12 protein-coding genes are annotated in these 17,309 nt (G+C 61.3%); 4 read left to right on the top strand and 8 right to left on the bottom strand.

The features are described from left to right. Positions 1 to 109: 109 nt before the first annotated feature. The 3 genes from E1956_RS35310 to E1956_RS35320 form a co-directional block, all read right to left on the bottom strand. On the bottom strand, positions 110 to 3,154 hold the full coding sequence (locus E1956_RS35310) for a hypothetical protein (protein WP_134758035.1): 3,045 nt from the start codon (positions 3,152 to 3,154) through the stop codon (positions 110 to 112). Positions 3,155 to 3,402: 248 nt separating this feature from the next. Then, positions 3,403 to 4,257, bottom strand: coding sequence for a hypothetical protein (locus E1956_RS35315; RefSeq protein WP_134758036.1), 855 nt, complete (start codon positions 4,255 to 4,257; stop codon positions 3,403 to 3,405). Between the two features lie 2,206 nt (positions 4,258 to 6,463). Next, a complete protein-coding gene (locus E1956_RS35320) occupies positions 6,464 to 7,243 on the bottom strand; it encodes a DeoR/GlpR family DNA-binding transcription regulator (protein WP_134758037.1) in 780 nt (259 codons plus the stop codon). Positions 7,244 to 7,482: 239 nt separating this feature from the next. Here E1956_RS35320 and E1956_RS35325 point away from each other — a divergent pair, with 239 nt between their 5' ends. From E1956_RS35325 to E1956_RS35340, 4 genes are all read left to right on the top strand, one after another. Further along, positions 7,483 to 8,502: an ABC transporter substrate-binding protein gene (locus E1956_RS35325; RefSeq protein ID WP_134758038.1), complete on the top strand. Its 1,020-nt coding sequence runs from the start codon at positions 7,483 to 7,485 to the stop codon at positions 8,500 to 8,502. A 149-nt stretch (positions 8,503 to 8,651) separates the two neighbouring features. Then, positions 8,652 to 9,956: an MFS transporter gene (gene tcuC, locus E1956_RS35330; RefSeq protein WP_167760228.1), complete on the top strand. Its 1,305-nt coding sequence runs from the start codon at positions 8,652 to 8,654 to the stop codon at positions 9,954 to 9,956. Positions 9,957 to 9,996: 40 nt separating this feature from the next. Next, positions 9,997 to 10,674, top strand: coding sequence for a response regulator transcription factor (locus tag E1956_RS35335; protein WP_134758040.1), 678 nt, complete (start codon positions 9,997 to 9,999; stop codon positions 10,672 to 10,674). Then, positions 10,655 to 12,058, top strand: a complete 1,404-nt coding sequence (locus tag E1956_RS35340) for a sensor histidine kinase (protein WP_134758041.1) — start codon at positions 10,655 to 10,657, stop codon at positions 12,056 to 12,058. Before E1956_RS35335 ends, E1956_RS35340 begins: the two co-directional genes overlap by 20 nt. A gap of 34 nt (positions 12,059 to 12,092) precedes the next feature. Here E1956_RS35340 and E1956_RS35345 read toward each other — a convergent pair whose 3' ends face one another. The 5 genes from E1956_RS35345 to E1956_RS35360 form a co-directional block, all read right to left on the bottom strand. Further along, the gene (locus E1956_RS35345) at positions 12,093 to 13,913 is read right to left on the bottom strand and encodes a phospholipase D-like domain-containing protein (protein WP_134758042.1); all 1,821 of its coding nucleotides are present in this window, start codon (positions 13,911 to 13,913) and stop codon (positions 12,093 to 12,095) included. Between the two features lie 186 nt (positions 13,914 to 14,099). Continuing rightward, positions 14,100 to 14,630, bottom strand: coding sequence for a histidine phosphatase family protein (locus E1956_RS35350; RefSeq protein ID WP_232072305.1), 531 nt, complete (start codon positions 14,628 to 14,630; stop codon positions 14,100 to 14,102). 117 nt (positions 14,631 to 14,747) lie between these two features. Then, a complete protein-coding gene (locus E1956_RS46405; protein WP_167760229.1) occupies positions 14,748 to 14,924 on the bottom strand; it encodes a hypothetical protein in 177 nt (58 codons plus the stop codon). Beyond that, positions 14,921 to 16,150, bottom strand: coding sequence for an MFS transporter (locus tag E1956_RS35355; RefSeq protein WP_134758043.1), 1,230 nt, complete (start codon positions 16,148 to 16,150; stop codon positions 14,921 to 14,923). The genes E1956_RS46405 and E1956_RS35355 overlap by 4 nt, the downstream gene beginning before the upstream one ends. Positions 16,151 to 16,322: 172 nt before the next feature. Then, positions 16,323 to 17,255 carry a LysR substrate-binding domain-containing protein gene (locus E1956_RS35360; RefSeq protein WP_134758044.1) on the bottom strand — a complete coding sequence of 311 codons (933 nt, stop codon included), beginning with the start codon at positions 17,253 to 17,255 and terminating at the stop codon, positions 16,323 to 16,325. Positions 17,256 to 17,309 lie beyond the last annotated feature (54 nt).

Consider the following 17,309-nt stretch of genomic DNA (forward strand, 5'->3'; position numbering starts at 1 on the left):
TCCAACTATCTAGTGGAACATGTTGAGCCATCTGAACGCGGATACGTTTCTCACGCCCATCGTCCCCCTCAAGTCGCGCTTTTGGATCGAGGAACGCCGAAATATTCGTTCAAATATCGTCCAAGATCCGTGGCTCGGACGTGGGCTTCGCCGGCGGCTCGGCCGGAGTATTGGGCTCGACTTCCTGCGCACCCAAATCCGTCGGCACCGGTGTTGTCGCAGGCGTGGCCCGGGGCCGAGCGGTCTCCTTCGTCGCAGCACCTTGAGTGCGTTGTTTGCGCGAGCCATTGACGACCTCTTCTTCTTTCGACGTCGCAACTTGTTCTGGTTGCCTGACACTCTGCTCGACAGGGGCGGTTGCTGTTGGCGGTTCGGTGAAGTTTGCGCTGCCATCAGGATCCGCTGCCGATGCGAATCCTGCCGCTGCGGAGGAATCGAAGGGAGGCACGACAAAGTCAGGGTTCACTGTGCCGTCCGGCCTGAGAATGCCAAGCTTGACGAGAGATTGTCGGCTAACGTCGATTTCCCGGTTTTGCAGGGCTATCGCATACGCTTGGGCGCCGGCTGGCGTTCGCCGACGAGCTTCGAGCTCCAAGAGCAATTCGAAATCTTGCGACATCGCCACAGTCCTGTCGCTGAGCTGCGTAGTCTTTCTCCTGTGCTCGAAGTACTCTTCCCGCTCTTCAACCGTGAAAACGCTGTAACGCTCGTACCATGCACATTTCGCGATGACTCGGCTCGGCAACGGGGGCAGGTCCGATCCGGGCACGTTCAACTTATCGACGTCGAGATCGACAATCACGTGCCCGATATTGTCCGGATCCTCACGGACAGAGACATCCTGCCCGTCAACTCGCGGGTCTAGAAAAATTTCATGGCTGTAGGTGACGTACTGATTGCGTATGCAACCCTCATAGACTTTACGTTTGCCACCATCCTCGACCAACGGCATCATCGTGAAGAGAAACTCGTTGATATCGTCGATCGCGATCCAATGAGGCCCTTTCTCGAACTCCCGGCGCGCCGCGAAGCGTTCGATAGATTCGCTCCCGGTTTTTGCTGATGGCTTGGTCCGAGCGAGACGAAAAAAAGACGCAATCTTATGTCTGAACTCAGTCAGAGTCAGCCTCGCTTGACTCTTCGGCGTGAAGGACGCAGGAATCTCCCGATAATTATCATTCGGATCGCGAAATCCTGGTAAATTTTTGAGGAGACCTCTGATCAAAGCACTGAATTTTCCCTCAACCGTCTGCCCAGCGCGAGCCTTTTTCACAGGTCGCAGAAGTGTGATGACACGAAAGCGCGCAAGATTAACTTGCAATTGTTTCGCCAGATGCTCCGGACCACGGTCGACAACGATAAACTCAGGTAGTTGCCCAGTCTTATTCACAATCTGCCGCAGAAGACGATATATTGCGCGGTACGAAGGAGATCCATAATAAAGGACGAATCCCACGACATCATCAGTGTTGGCGTCAACCATAATCGTCAAAGACAGTCGACGGGTGGCCGGCTCCTGTGTAAATGGATCAATCGCCACATTAGGGAAAGGAGTTGAATCGATATGACCGACCTCTCCCGGATACCGCCCTTTGACCAGAAGACAGACCCGCTCCCCCGGAACGAACGCGCCGTACTTGTACGCCGCGAACTCACCTTTTCGGAGAACGACGACGTTGTATTCTCCGAGTATCTTTAAACGATTTCTAAGCGTTCGCAATGAGACCGGCTTCTGCCCTTGCTTTTCGCATTCGATCTCATACGGCCTCTTTATATTCGATACCGTCGGGGCTGTAGCTGTAAGGAAGATGTTGTACAGCACCTTCCGCCATGCAAAGCCCTCTCCAAATGAGCGAGCCCCGGGGTTACCGCCATGATTTCGAGCGAGTGTCACAAGTGGAGAGATTCCGAGCAGCTTAGCTAATTCAATTTTTGCTTTGATCCGACGCACAGTTGCGTCAGACATGATCGAGCCTTCCTTGACGCCAAACCGCCAACGATATATTTCCCGATTCTGCGAGAATTCTGCAAGAGTAAGCGTGCCCTCCCAGATTTGCTTTTTGGACAATTGGTAGATTAACCCGGCGGCCTGGTCCTTAAATATCCATCGGAGACTGCGACACTCTTCTTCTGCCTGCTGCCTCGTCGCATATTTGTCGTCCAGCCCTAGGCAGACAAGTCGAAATACCGCGTCTGCTCGAACGACGGTGTAAGTGGCTCCATCAACTTCCACTTCATCCCCGACAGCGGGAAGCAGCTTCGGTACGGGAATAGCCGTCAAAGCATCAAGATTTCTACGCTCCTCGCGATGCTGACGATATGCATCTTCATCGGCGTAGATGAACGCAATTTCCAGCGACATATCCCAATCGCGAATTGGGTACCAGACCAAGCCCAGCGCAATCGCGCACTTTATCGCGTCGCCGGATATTCCCTCATCGTTCAGAGAACGCCAACTTACAACACGCTCTGCCTCGACACGTTGGGCAATATAGGCAAGCGTTGACTCAGATGGGGCCCGATAGTTCGGCCAGTAGCATCTCTGCAGATCCTTCAGATTTCCTAGCGCGACCTGCCCAATATCGTCGTCGGTAACCAGGCGATAGCCAATGCCATATCGAGCGGCGGCAACTCTAAGTTTTGGTGCATCCCAGCGACCGTCGACTATGTGATACAGCCCCGGCTTCTTTAACATCTCCTCTACGGTGCGATACTCAAAATAGAGAAACGCGTCCGGTTCGACAATCAACGCGTGAGCGCGATGGGTAGTCGTAGTTTTTTCATATTCGACGTCGAAGATTAATACGTTATTCCATATCTCCAGAACGCGTCGATTGTATATTGGGCTATCAAGGAACAGGAGAGCGAGGTATTGAACACCAAGGCTGGCGAACTGCATAATTAGCCGCATAGTTCGAGACGGAAACCAGCCGACAATGTTCCCCAGTTCCCGCGAGGCCTTCGGCCCAAACGCAGGTGGTGAGTTCCTGACGTCATTGACTAGCGCCGTGCCGACTTCGGGCAGCACCGAGCGGGCTGCAATGACGGCAATAGACTCATCATTGAGACGATCATAAGGCACGCTCGTGTCATAGGAGAACTCTTCGGCCCCCTCTATAGACCTGAGTTCAGCAAGCTTTTGATCGTCAGCCATGGTTCGAATCGTCTCCTTGCGCTAATGCAGCACGACTCATGCTGCGAATGAACTATTCGAGCCCTGCTCAATGAAAATTGCTCGTCCTCCTGCGTCTCCCGCTTCGGCCTGTGCGACCCAAGGAACCAACGACATCGTGTTTTCGTACTGAGCCCACAGATTTATGATTCCGCGCAAGCGTCTTAAGCGGAGAGACACCGAGTGTCCTAGCTAATTCAATCTTCGCCTTGATACGACGGACCATTGCATCAGATGTCGCTGCTGCCGATATGTATCTTCATCAGCGTAGGTGAATACCATTCCAGCGACATGTCCCAATCACGAATTGGATACCAGATTAGGCCAAGCGCTATCGCGCACTTTATCGCTTCGCCAGATATTCCAGCATCATTCAGAGAACGCCAACTTACAACACGTTCGCTTTTCACTCGCTTCGCGATATAGGCGAGCGCTGTTTTCGGTGGCATCTGATAGTTTGACCGGTAACAACTCTGCAAATCTGTCAGATTAGCGAGTGCGACCTGTCCGATATCATCGTCTGTGACCAAACGATAGCCAATACCGTATCGTGTGGCGGCCTCCCTGAGCTTCGGTGCGTCCCAATGATCATCAACTTTGACATACAGCTCTGGTTTCCTTAGTAATTCTTCTACGGTGCGATACTCGAAAAAGACGAACGCATCCGGTTCGACAACCAATGCATGAACGCGATGGCGAACTATGGTCTGTTGGTATTCGACGTCGTAGATGTATGCGCTATTCCATATCTCGTGAACGTGTCGATTAGAAATGGGACTGTCGGGGTGGAGAAAAATGAGGTACTGAACACCAAGGCTAGCAAACCGCATAATTAGCCGCATAGTTCGAGGCGGAAGCCAGCCGACGATGTGCCACAGTTCCAGCGAGGCCTTGGGCCCAAACACAGGTGGTGAGTTCCTGATGTCGTTGACTAGCGCCTTGCCGATTTCGGGCAGGCCCGAGCGGGCTGCGACGACGGCAATCGACTCATCGTTGAGACGGTCATACGGCACACCTGAGTCGTAAGCGAACTCATCAGCCCCCTCTACAGACAGAAGTTCGGCAAGCGTTTGATCGTCATCCATGGTACGAGCCCTCTCCTTGCGCTGACATTGGGTGAGTTACGCACGATATTTAATTTATAGTCCTAATTGAATACCAAATAAGTAGGCGTGCAATTCTCTAGCGCACATTTCATACCTCGACGAAGTTCCGCCCCTCCTAAATTCCCCATCTGGACAACGACTTAGCCGCTTCGCATTGGCCAGCAAATGGCAGATGCGTAGAACCTGCTATGTCTCAACGCATCAGTAAGTTGGCAAGCCCCGAAGAGTTCGGCTATGGACTCACTTGAGCCCGGCGCCGTCGCAATACCCCCCTCTATTGACGAGTTGGTGTACGACGGTATTCGTCGTGCACTCTACGCGAGCCTTGCTTAGATGATTCTTCCAGTGAACTACTTTTGATCGCATTTGCAGCACACTTCAACAGCACTGCAATGGAGCGAATATCTCGCCTCGTGGCGCACTCGGCATACCGGTCAACGGTCGACAGAGACCCGGAGTATCTGCAATTGAGGCGTTGGAACGGTGCGGTCACTCCCTGCATACATTGCCCATTCTCGTCATTGGCAACCGCGCCGGCTCCACGCGTGCACCATTGCAATCCACGTGGCCATACCTGGGAACGGAGGCTGCCACGCTCTCGGCGATGGAACCGCCATGCCCGCTTTGCTCAGTCCGGATAGCCGGTTCGCAGGAATACAGCAACACACCGATAGACCCGGGCGTCGTGAGGGGGGATGCTCACTCCTTTGCGAGATCGGAACGCGAGTCTCGATATCTAAACTAAAGGCGAGCGCACCCATATAGATTGCAGTCGGTAGCCGTCGAAGCTTTGCCCCGAGACCCTTCACCGGCATCGGAAGTACATCCGAAAACGGTCGATTTCGAACGCACTTTGCGAGACAAAACGGCCCGCCTCGGCGCTGATCTGCAATCCTAACTACTAAGGCGTTGCTTCCTCTTTTCATTGCCGCACTCCGATTCGCCTCTCAGCTAAGGAATTCGACCCTTGCCATCAGCGGCATCCAGCACCCCTGATGCTGGAACAAATATACAAACATAAATCATGAAGGTCAACAACGAATCGCAAAGCCAAGAAAGTAGGAAAATTGTTTGCAAACGATTGTAGCCGACCCGGGAGCAGAGAGATGCGGAGGTGGAGATAGAGGTGGAGATAGAGGTGGAGATTTATATATGATCGAACCCCAATAAGGCGAGAGCAAGTTGGTTGATCACGGGTGTGACTCATATGAGAGAACTGGCGATTTTTTTGCAGACATGAGCTCAAATCCATCTGTTCCACACTGAATCGCGATTTATTCAATGCCAAGTTTCTCCTGCGGCTTCACCCCTAGCCTTACATTGGGATACTTCAACGGGAAGGTCATGATCTATAGCGAGCACTTCGTCACGCGACATTTGACCTTCTCACGGGTCCCGATCCCTGAGGGCATGCCACCCGGCTGTCGCACAGAGGCTGTGTCGTCGGTTATGAAATCATCTGCGAGCGTCGACAAATCGCCACCCGGTCGCGTTCCAAAACTGCTACGAGCAAGCGTCATGACATTTTGGACGCCGTTTTGGTACCCGACCGCCACGCATGGGAAAACAGGGTTGCCATCGGTAGCGTTCGAAGCATTGCCTTGATGTCCCTTACCCGCATCAAGGGAGTCATGCGGATATTCTCGCTTCGTAAGAAGAACCAGCGCACCGCCCTGCTAACTAGTACTGGCCTCAACAAAGGCTCCCAACATTGCAGCACGCAGGGAAATCGTTTGCAAACGATTATCACCAACTGAAGGGAAGCGCACTTGCACAAATGATCTAACCCCCAATAAAACGAGATCAAATCAACTGACCCAAGGCGGGCATTTTTTCGGAGAAATGGCCAGTTTTTGCGAAATGAGATCAAATCAACTTGCCGCGTCAATTCAAATCAAGCTTCCCTCAGCAAGTCCGAAAGAGGGTCATTTCGGAGCGAAAACGCCCGAAGTAAAGGGGGTTTTCCCGAAGTTTAGAGCAGGAACTCAGGTAGGGAGGGGCGTCGGCGGGCGGCCCGAAGAGGCAGAAACGAACACGGAAATCTTCGAATGATGTTCGTATCGTTTTCGTTTTGGCGCGCGAACCGCTTCACCCGATGCTCGAGCGGTATCGGCACATGCCGATTCGGCGAGCACCCGGGAACGCCAGCCAGGGACTGAAATGCGAGCGAAAGGGTGAAGCGTGCCTAGTCCGCCACGTACACGGCCGTCCCCGCCTGCGTAACCGTGTCGCTCATTTCGGCGGGCAGCGGCTTGTCGGTGAAGAGGGCGTGGATCTGGCTCAAGTGCCCCTGGCGCACGAGCGCGGGCCGGCCGAATTTCGAATGATCCGTCACCAGATAAACGGTGCGCGCGTGCTCGATGATCGCTTCGGCCACGCGCACCTCGCGCGTGTCGAAGTCGCGCAGCGTGCCGTCGAGCTCGATCGCCGAGGTTCCGACGATCGCGTAGTCCACCTTGAACTGGCGGATAAAGTCGATCGTGAGCTCGCCCACGATGCCCTTGTCCCAGGGCCGCACGATGCCGCCCGTAATCAGCACCTCGCATTCGGGGTAGCCGCTCATCATGCTCGCCACGTTCAGGTTGTTCGTGATGACACGCAGGCCGCGATGGTGATTGAGCGCGCGCGCGACCTCCTCGGTCGTGGTGCCGAGGTTGATGAAGAGCGAGGCCTGATCGGGGATGTGCGAGGCGGCGAGCGCCCCGATGCGCCGCTTCTCCTCATGGAACATCTGCTGCCGCGCGCTGTAGGAGACGTTTTCCGCGCTCGTGGGCAGGCTCGCGCCGCCGTGGTAGCGGCGCAGGAGGTTCATGTCGGCGAGCCAGTTGACGTCGCGGCGGATCGTCTGCGGCGTGACGCCAAAGTGCGCGGCGAGATCGTCCACGGTCACGAAGCCGTCGCGCTGCACCCATTCGAGCAACTCCTGCTGGCGCGCGTTGAGGGTGAGGCGGGGGTCTCGTGTCATGGTCTCGTAATGGGTGCGGATGAGGACTGGCACTATTGTAAGGGGTGTCGCGCCGGGTATCGTGCGCCCCGGCAGTGGCCGTCCGCGGCCGCCGCGCCTCGTTCGCACCGCCCACCGAACGGTCGTACGGGGGTAAATACGGAGAAAATCCCTTCAGGCCGGAAAGCAATCAGAAGGCCACGCTTTCTTATACTTCCACCCATTCCGGCAACCCGCCGGTCACGAGGAGTCACGCAGACATGCTTTCCGGCGCCCAGCATCTCGGCCGCGCTCTACTGCTCTGCATCGCGCTCGGGGCCGCCCCGGTGGCGCGCGCGGAGCCGATCCGGCTGATGATGGGAGGCATGTCGAAGATCGTCTATCTGCCAGCCGTGCTCGCCTCGCAACTGGGCTACTTCAAGGACGAGGGGCTCGACGTGCAGGTGGTCTCGGGGCCCGCGGGCATCGATACCTCGACGGAGCTGATCGCCGGCGCGATCGAAGGCGCGGTGGGCTTCTACGACCACACGCTCGACTTGCAAAGCCGCGGTCAGGACGTGCTCTCGGTGGTGGTTTTGCAGCGCGCGACGGGACTTGCCGAGCTCGCCTCGACGCGCGCGGAAGGCGGCCGCGAACTGGCCAGCGCAGCCGCGATGAACGCGGCGCGCGGCAAGCGCCTCGGCGTGACGGGATTTGGCGCCTCCACGTGGATGATCACGCGCTTCCTGCTCGCCCGCGCGGGCGTTGCGCCCGGCGACTACACGGTCGTGCCGCTCGCGTCCGACACGCGCTTCGTCGAGGCCTTCGAGCAAGGCACGATCGACGCGGGCATGGTCGAGGAACCCACGGCCACGCGTCTGTTGACGAGCGGCGCCGCCAGGGTGGTGGTCGACATGCGCACGGTCGAGCAGACGCAGCACTGGCTGGGCGGCCCGTATGCCGGCGCGTGCCTCTATCTGCGGCGCAGCTGGATGCTCGAGCACCGGCGCGAGACCGGGCAGATGGTGCAGGCGCTCACGCGCGCGCTGCGCTTCATCGGCACGCATTCGGCCGAGCAGATCGCCGCCGTGCTGCCGCCCGAGGTCGTTGGCAACGATCGCGCGGGTTACGTGCGCGCGCTGGCCTCGGCACAGGGCGGGTTCTCGCAGGACGGCCTGATGCCCGACGGCGCGCCGCAAACCGTGCTGAAGGTGTTGATGACGGCAGGCTCGGGACTCACGGCCCGGCATGTCGATCTTTCGAAGACCTACACAAACGAATTCGTGAAGGGCTTGCAGTAGCGAAGCGCGCCCCGATCAGTAACAGCCGCTTATTTTCGAACTGCGTTTTAAACCGCGTTTTCAACAGCGTTTTCACCCACGGATCAAGCCACGGCGAGCAGCATGGCAGCCCACACGGCCGCCGGGGTGCGCTCGTCCAACATGCAAGGATGTCCAACATGACTTCAGCCATCTCCGCCGCACCGGGAGAATCGAAAGCCCGCACCGTGTTTCGCGCGGTCAGCGGCAACTTTCTGGAAATGTACGACTTCATGGTGTACGGCTATTACGCCGCCGCCATCGCCAGCACGTTCTTTCCCGCCGGCAACGAATTCGCCTCGCTGATGCTCGCGCTCTCCGTGTTCGGCGCGGGCTTCCTGATGCGCCCGCTCGGCGCCATCGTGCTCGGCGCGTACATGGACCGTCATGGCCGCCGCAAGGGCCTGATTCTCTCGCTCTGGCTGATGGCGGTGGGCACGATGTGCGTGGCCTTCGTGCCTGGCTACGCCACCATCGGCCTGGCCGCCCCCCTCATCATCCTGGTCGGCCGTCTGCTGCAAGGCTTCTCGGCCGGCGCGGAACTCGGCGGCGTGTCCGTCTATCTCGCGGAAATCGCCACCAAGGGCAACCGCGGCTTCTACTGCTCGTGGCAGTCGGGCAGCCAGCAGGTGGCCGTGGTGTTCGCCGCGGCGCTTGGCGTGGTGCTGCACAGCCTCCTGCCCGCCCCGGAAATGAAGGACTGGGGCTGGCGCGTGCCGTTCGTGATCGGCTGCATGATCGTGCCCTTCCTGTTCTATATCCGCCGCACGCTGCGCGAAACCGAAGAGTTCACGGCGCGCCGCCATCACCCGAGCCTCGGCGAAATCACGCGCGCCATCGCGAGCAACTACGGCATCGTGCTCGCGGGCATGGGCCTCGTGATCATGACGACGACCTCGTTCTACCTGATCACCGCCTACACCCCCACCTTCGGCAAGGTCGAGCTGAACCTCTCGTCGCTCGACGCGCTGCTCGTGACCGTCTGCGTGGGCGTCTCGAACTTCATCTGGCTGCCGATCGCGGGCGCCGTGTCGGACCGCGTCGGCCGCGCGCCCGTGCTGATCGCCTGCACCGTGCTCGCCATCCTCAGCGCGTATCCGGCCATGCGCTGGCTCGTGGGCGCGCCCTCGTTCGCGACGCTGCTGGTCGTGGAACTGTGGCTTTCGACGCTCTATGCGTGGTACAACGGTGCGATGGTCGTCGCGCTGACCGAGCTGATGCCGGTGCACGTGCGCACCACGGGCTTTTCGATGGCCTACAGCCTCGCCACGCTCGTGGGCGGCTTCACGCCGGCGATCTCCACGTGGCTCATTCACGTCACCGGCGACAAGGCCGCGCCGGGCGCATGGCTGAGCATCGCCGCCGCGTGCGGCCTCGTGGCGACCCTGTTCCTGTACCGCACGCGCGTCGCACGCGAACAGTACAAGACCGCCTGATAGTGCAATTGCAAGGCCGGCTGACCGGACTGGAAAAGGCATGAGACTGCTGCTCGTCGAAGACAACGAACAACTCGCGCATTGGCTCATCCGCACGTTGACCGACGACGGTTTCATGCTCGACCACGTAGGCGACGGCGAAGCGGCCGAAGACGCGCTGCGCGCCTCGCCCTACGACGTCGTGCTGCTCGACCTGAATCTGCCGCGCATGTCGGGCAAGGCGCTGCTGCGCCGCATGCGCTCGCGCGGCGACGCCACGCCTGTGCTGATCCTCACGGCCACCGGCGCCATCGACGAAAAGGTCGTGTGCCTGGGCGCCGGTGCCGACGACTACATCGTCAAGCCCTTCGACGCGCGCGAGCTGGTGGCGCGCGTGAAGGTGCTGGCGCGCCGCCAGGCACCCTCGCGCACGAACCGCGTGCGCTGCGGCAACCTGCTCTACGACATGGATACGCTGCGCTTTTACGTGGACGAGGAGCCGCTCACGCTCACGCCGCGCGAGCACACCGTGCTGGAGACGCTGATCCTGCGCGCGAAGAAGACCGTGTCCAAAGCGACGCTCGCGGAATCCGTGAGCGATGCCGACGCGCCCACCAGCGAAGACGCCATCGAGATCTACGTCTCCCGGCTGCGCAAGAAACTCGAGAAGAGCACGGCAACCATCATCACGCTCAGAGGGCTGGGCTACCTGCTCGAAGATGCCGAAGCCGAAGAATAGCCCGACTGACAAGCCGAGGCGCTGGCCGACCAACAGCCTGCGCGTCCGGCTTCTCCTCTGGCTCGTGCTGCCGATGACGGTATTCATCGCGGCGGCAGGGTTCATCACGCGGGGCAACGCATGGCGCACCGCGAACCTGCTCCAGGACGATGCGCTGCTCTCGGCGGCGCACGTGATGGCGGGCGACATCGGCTGGGAAGGCAACGACCTGAGCGCATCGGTCTCGCCGAGCGCCATCGAGATCCTGCGCACGCCTCACCGCGACCAGGTGTTCTTTCGCATCCAGGAGATCGGCGGCCCCATCATCGCGGGCACCTCCGACTTTCCGCAGCACATTCCCGAGACTTCCCCCCAGTGGTACGACGCCCAGGTGAGCGGCATGCCCATTCGCGCGGTCTCGCTGATCCGCGAAATGTACGACGCGGGCGCGACGCGCCGCGTGATCGTCTCGGTGGGCCGCACGCTGCACGAGCGCGACGCCATGGTCGCCGCGCTCTGGCGGCCCCAGATGTTCTATTTCGCGGCCATCGTCACGGTGGCCGTCGTGCTCGTGTGCATCGCGCTCACGCTCGAATTGCGGCCGCTCACGCGGCTCGCGCGCGGGCTGCCGCAACGGGTGCGCACGTCTTCGGTGCGCATCGACGTCGAGCCGCTGCGCAGCGAGCTGCGCCCGATCGTGAGCGCGTTCAACGAGTGCCTCGACATCATCGAGCGGCAGACCGCGATGCAACGGCGCTTTGTCGCCGACGCCGCGCATCAGTTGCGCACGCCGCTCACGCTGCTCGGCACGCAGCTCCAATATGCGCGCCGCCAGCAAGATCCCGCGCTGCTTCACGAGACGCTCAAGGCCATGCATCAGAGCAATCGCTCGCTCGTGGGGCTCACCAATCAGTTGTTGACGCTCGCGCAAGCCGAAGCGGCGGACTACACGCAATTCGAAGGCGTGAGCGTGGACATGCGCGCGGTGGCGACGGGCGTGATCGAGCAACTCGCGCTGCTCGCGCAGCGCAGGCGCGTGGAGATCGTGGCCACGCTCGCCGAGCACGCCGAAGTCATGGGCAACGAACAGTTGCTCTCGGTGCTCGTGTTCAATCTCGTCGATAACGCCATCCGCTACTCGCCCGAGGGCGGTGTGGTCATGGTGACGCTCGCCGTGGCGGCGGGGGGCGTCATGTTGAGCGTGGCCGATGAGGGCGCGGGTATCGCCCACGAGTTGCGCGACAAGGTTTTCGAGCCGTTTTTCAGGGCATCGACGCAGCCTGGAAGCGGCCTCGGGCTCGCGATCGTGCGCGAGATCGCGCGTGCGCATCGGGCCGAGGTGAGGCTCGCGAATGGCGTGGATGGGCGCGGTACGGTGGCGGTGGTTCAGTTCGCGCCCGCATGACGCGTTCGGTGTTGGCGTTCCTTTCTGCCCTTCGTCATTGCGCTGACCCTGAGTCCTCGAGCCAGAACTTGAGGTCGGCCTGCGTGGACGCCTGCTCGCGCCGCGCCTGCCACGCGCCCGTGGTATCGAGCCAGTCGCCCGCCGTGCCCGCTTGCTTGCTCCCCTGCTTGCCCGCTGCGGCCCGCGTGGCCATGTCGTGCTGATACGCCGGCCAGCGATAGTGCGCGTAGACGCTCATGCAGTTCACCGCATAGGCGCGGGCAAGCTCCGGACAGTTCTCGACGATCAGCAGATTCTCGTCGTTCTTGCGGCTCGCCGTGGCGGAGAGATTGTGCGAGCCCGTCACCACCACCGGCCGCGCGCCAAACGGATCGATCACGATCACTTTCGAATGCGTGATCGCATACCCCATGCCGCTCAGAAACTCCTGCCGCGTGAACGTCGCGAGAAAATCGCCCACGGGACTCACGCCCTGCGGTTGAACGATATCGTAGGAGTACTGCTTGAAATCCGACGATGTGAGCAGCTGGAATGTCGCTGAGCGGTCGTTCTGCTTGCCCAGAGGCAGCGTGCTGACGACGCCGCGAACGTAAATCCCCTTCTTCTGCATCTTGATGATCGAATCGAGCGGCTCCTGGCCCGGCATGAACATCACGAAGAGAATGCCTTGCTGGGCGGCGTTCACGAGATCGATCAGATTGGCAATGTCGGGGCCGCCCGAGCCGCCCTTCTGCGATTTGATGGGCGTAAACCAGACACGCGCGGCCGGTGCGCTCGCGAGGTTCGCACGTTGCTTCGCGCCAGTGGCCGCGCCGTGATCCGCACCGCTGTCTGAACCGTTGTCCGCACCGGCGAGCGGGATTGGCCCGCGCACTGTGGCGTCACCGCTCACGAGCGAAGCCGGGAAGGTATTTCCCGCCGCGGCCAGCTCGTGCCAGTGGTCGAAATAGAACGCGGCTAGCGCAGCATTCTGCACGGCGATGCCGTTGTTGACCTGCGTATGCAGGCCCGTGAGCGTCCAGTTCGTGCTGCCCGTCCAGACGCCCGTCGGCTTGCCGTTCTCGCAGACCACGACGAACTTGTTGTGAGCCAGCGCCTCGGGGGCCTTCATGCGCCGGTGCAAGTCGACCTTGCCCGCGAGCCGGGCCGCCGCGGCCTGGTTCTCGTCTTCGCCGGCGTGCTTGACCGAGCCGTTAGCAAGAATGACATGCGCACGCTCGCCGACAGCAATCAACCCTTCGATCAGGTCGTCGAGATCCAGCTCGAAGAGCGCGCAATACAGCTCGATGGACGTGTCCTGTTGCGCACGCTGCAGGATGCCGCGAATGGCCTTGCCCAATTCGCCGGTCAGGAACTGCATGAGCGGCCCGCCGACGACGCTCGTCAAGTTGCGCTTGAGCTCGGGCACCGTGGTGAGATTGTGTTCCTTCGCGTACCGCGCGACGAACTGCGACAAGATCATGCCGCGATTGAAGAAGGCCGCCGTGCCCGCATCCGCCTGCGGCGAGAGCACCACCCAATCCGACCAGCCGCTCGAATCGCCGCGCTGTAGCGCGCCGGGCGAGCCTGTCATTGCCGTAACGCGGAACGAGACCCGCGTGCCGACCAGAATCGAATGCGCGGTCCACGTGTAGGTCTGCAGCGGCCATTCGGTGCTGGGCTTGGTTTCGCCGGTCGTCGGCTTGTCCTGCTCGAAACCCTTGAGATTCGAAATGGCCTCGATCTTGCCGGTGGCGTCCTTCACTTCGATTGCGAATCCCAGGCAACCCGCTATCTCGCCGTCTGCTGGGCTCGTCACCTGCCACGCCAGAAATACGTCGTTGCAGTTGGCATGGCATCGCAACTCGATCGTCATCGGTTTCGCTCCTCGAGATAGTCCAATGCGCGGCACGTCGCCGGGCTTTGCGCTCACATGATCGCATGCATGATCGGCACGGCGCCGCGCGGGTTTGCGTTGTGTTTCAAGGTCGCGCAATGAGACGAATGTCACGCCATCGTCACAGCAAGGCGGTACGCGACTCGTGCGGGCATGAGCCCCTGGTCAATCCGGCTGATCGCCGAACATCAGTTGCTGCGCAATGTTGCGGACTGGCAGACCCGAGGCTTGCGTGCTGCCGGCGGGATAATCCAGTTGCCAGACGCGATCGAAAGCCTGAGCGGGCCAGGGATCCTGCGGCGGCTGGCCACCGAGACTCTGCGTGAGCGCGGGAATATGGCCGTGATGCCAACAGACCAGCAACACCTTTCCCTCATATTTGCCGTCTGAAAGGATCTTGTCGGCGAGCGCGGCATAGTCCGCATCCGCGATATCGGCCTTGATATCCAGCTTCAACGCTTGAGCAAGCGGTGTAATCGTTTCGACTGGACGGTCGCTGTGCTTCGAAGTGGCGGCCGCGAACAGCGCGTGCGGCCGGGGAAACGTGGCGAGGAAATATGGCGCCAGCGCCGCTGCCCGCTCGTAGCCGTGCGTCGAAAGATGGATACCGTCGTGCTGCGAATCCAAAGCGGGACTGCCGGGCTTTTCCGCGTGCCGGATGATGAAGATGGTTTTCGGGTACGTTCTTCCGTTCATTCTCGCCCTCTCGGATGGCATCCTTTGTGCGCGCGCACGGGTGCAATGGTCATGCCCGGCGTCAACGTCCGTGTTTGACCCGTTTGGGCGTCGAGGGTTTCGGATGCCTGGCGCCGTTCACCCGCAAAACGTCAGGCCGGAAAGCAAGGCCAGCAACGCGGAGGGCGTGAGATACCCCGCAAACGCGAGCATCGCCAGCGCCGCGAGAGCTGCGCATGCCGCCGTCGCGGCGATCGTGCGCACCGCGCGTACGTGCCGTGCGCCCGCGCGGCCATGCTGCCGATTCGCGCTCATGCGGCCTGCACGCCCTGGATGGCAACGCGATCGACACGCCGGTCGTCGATCGGCAAGTGCAGCAGCCCCGAGATCACGCCGAGCATGATAGACCCGTTCCAGAGCATTGCATAGGAATGCGTAGCGTCGTATACCACTGCACCGAGCCACACACCGAAAAACCCACCGAGCTGGTGTCCGAAGAACACGAAGCCGAACAGCGTCGCGATGTAGCGCACGCCAAACACCTGCGAAACCAGCCCGTTCGTGAGCGGCACGGTGCCGAGCCAGGTGAGCCCCATGACGAACGCAAAAACATACAGACTCGCGGGCGTGAGCGGCAACGTCACGAACAGCGCCATCGCGCCGGCGCGCACGAAGTAAATGCCGGAGAGCAGATATTTGCGGCGCAGGAATCCGCCCGCATAGCCGCACAGGAAGGTGCCGACCGTATTGGCCAGCGCGATGATCGCGAGCGCCATGCTGGCCTGACGCGCGCTCATGCCTCTATCGAGCAGCCACGCGGGCATGTGCGTGCCGATGAAGGCGAGCTGGAATCCGCACGAAAAGAAGCCGAGATTGAGGAGCCAGAAGCCACGATGCGAGAGCGCCTCTTTCACGGCGGCGCGCACGGTTTCGTTTGCGCCGGCCTCACTGCCGTGCGCTGCCGGCCGGTCGCGCAGCCATGCCGCGAGCGGCGCGATCGCGAGCATCACGGCGGCAAGCACGCCAATGGCTGCCGCCCAGCCAATCGAGCCAATCATGTCTTGCGCGAACGGCACCATGCAGAACTGCCCGAATCCGCCGATCATGCCCGCCATCCCCAGCGCCCAACTTCTCCGCTCGGCCGGAAACAGGCGCGAGAGCGCGCCATAGACGGCGCCGAACGCCGTGCCCGAAAGCGCAATGCCCACCAGCACGCCTACGCCGAGCGTATAAACGCCGACCGTAGCCGCGTGCGCCATGATGGCGAGGCCGAGTGCATAGAGCACGATGCCCGCAAAGATCACGCGCGCCGAGCCATAGCGGTCGGCAATCATGCCGGTGAGCGGCTGGGCGAAGCCCCACAGCAAGTTCTGCAACGCGAGCGCGAAACCGAACGTTTCGCGCGACCAGCCCCTGTCGAGCGTCACCGGCAACAGGAAAAGTCCCTGCACGTTGCGCACACCCAGTGCCGCCCCCATCACGATGCCGCCCGCGATCACCAGCAGCCAGCGCCGCCGCCATGCCTCATCGGTTGATGTCACCGCCGCACTCCTTTGTCGGGCGCGGCTCGTCCAGCGTGCCGCGCACGCCTGCCAAACTGAGCCGCCATGTGCGCAGTAAAGCGCGAGCGGCCAGCAACGCTCAAGTGAGTTTTTGGCAGCCTTCGCATGCGCCACACGCATGCGAGTGACCCACAGCGGCAACCTGGGCGGCTCAGGCAGTGACGGACGAAGTCATGCCGGCGGCGTCCGAACGCGCTTCGTCCAGCATCCATTCGACGACCGCGGCCACGTCCGCACGCGGCGCCTCGTCGGCCTGGCACAGCCAGTAGGCGTAGCCGGTCGGGCGCCGCGGCCCCGTCTCGCCAACCGCGACGAGACGGCCGTCCGCCAGCATCGGTCCGACGAGCGCGAGGCGGCCGAGTGCGATGCCGCGCCCCGCCAGCGCTGCCTGGATCACCTGGTCGTAGTGGTTGAAACGCAGAACACCGCGCGCCTGCTGTTCCTCGAGGCCGAGTTCGTGCAGATGATCGGGCCAGCGCAGCATCGGGCGTCGCGGGCCGTCGAATTCGAGGAGCACGTGACGCGCGAGCGTGGCGGCGTCGAGCGCGGCGATGCCGAGCGACGGATGCGCCACGGGGACGACGAATTCCTCGTAGAGCCGGTGCGCCATGGGCGGCGCGCCGCTCGCACTCGCGTAGCGCACCGCGAGATCGATGCCTTCGGCGCGCAGGTCGAGCACCTTGTCGGTCGCCGCCACGCGCAGGTCGATGTCGGGGTGCCGCTGCTGCAGGGCGCCCAGGCGCGGCAGCAGCCACAGCCCCGCCACGCCGAGACTCGCCGTGATGGTCACGGGCTGGCGCGCACCGGGCTGCATCAGCGTGTCCACCACTTCCTGCAACTGCTGGACGGCGCCTTCGGCGGCGCGAAAGAGGCGCTCGCCTTCGGGCGTGAACGAGATCGAACGGTAGCCGCGATTGAGCAGACGCACGCCCAGCATCGTCTCAAGGGCGTTGATCTGGCGGCTGACGGCGGACTGCGTAAGGCACAGGTCATCGGCGGCGAGCGTGATGCTCATGCGGCGCCCGACCGCGACGAAGCCGCGAATGAAATCGAGCGACGGAAGTTTGACGAGCGGGACTGACATGCGCCTTCCTCATGCGAGCAATGCAAGAAGATTGATTGAGCCCATCGCCAAGGT

This window comes from Paraburkholderia pallida (genome assembly GCF_004524855.1).
Taxonomy (GTDB): domain Bacteria; phylum Pseudomonadota; class Gammaproteobacteria; order Burkholderiales; family Burkholderiaceae; genus Paraburkholderia; species Paraburkholderia oxyphila.

Coding starts and splice junctions, on each gene's coding strand:
- E1956_RS35310 (WP_134758035.1), bottom strand. CDS start 3,154: ATGGCTGACGATCAAAAGCTTGCTGAACTCAGGTCTATAGAGGGGGCC.
- E1956_RS35315 (WP_134758036.1), bottom strand. CDS start 4,257: ATGGATGACGATCAAACGCTTGCCGAACTTCTGTCTGTAGAGGGGGCT.
- E1956_RS35320 (WP_134758037.1), bottom strand. CDS start 7,243: ATGACACGAGACCCCCGCCTCACCCTCAACGCGCGCCAGCAGGAGTTG.
- E1956_RS35325 (WP_134758038.1), top strand. CDS start 7,483: ATGCTTTCCGGCGCCCAGCATCTCGGCCGCGCTCTACTGCTCTGCATC.
- tcuC (WP_167760228.1), top strand. CDS start 8,652: ATGTCCAACATGACTTCAGCCATCTCCGCCGCACCGGGAGAATCGAAA.
- E1956_RS35335 (WP_134758040.1), top strand. CDS start 9,997: ATGAGACTGCTGCTCGTCGAAGACAACGAACAACTCGCGCATTGGCTC.
- E1956_RS35340 (WP_134758041.1), top strand. CDS start 10,655: ATGCCGAAGCCGAAGAATAGCCCGACTGACAAGCCGAGGCGCTGGCCG.
- E1956_RS35345 (WP_134758042.1), bottom strand. CDS start 13,913: ATGACGATCGAGTTGCGATGCCATGCCAACTGCAACGACGTATTTCTG.
- E1956_RS35350 (WP_232072305.1), bottom strand. CDS start 14,630: ATGAACGGAAGAACGTACCCGAAAACCATCTTCATCATCCGGCACGCG.
- E1956_RS46405 (WP_167760229.1), bottom strand. CDS start 14,924: ATGAGCGCGAATCGGCAGCATGGCCGCGCGGGCGCACGGCACGTACGC.
- E1956_RS35360 (WP_134758044.1), bottom strand. CDS start 17,255: ATGTCAGTCCCGCTCGTCAAACTTCCGTCGCTCGATTTCATTCGCGGC.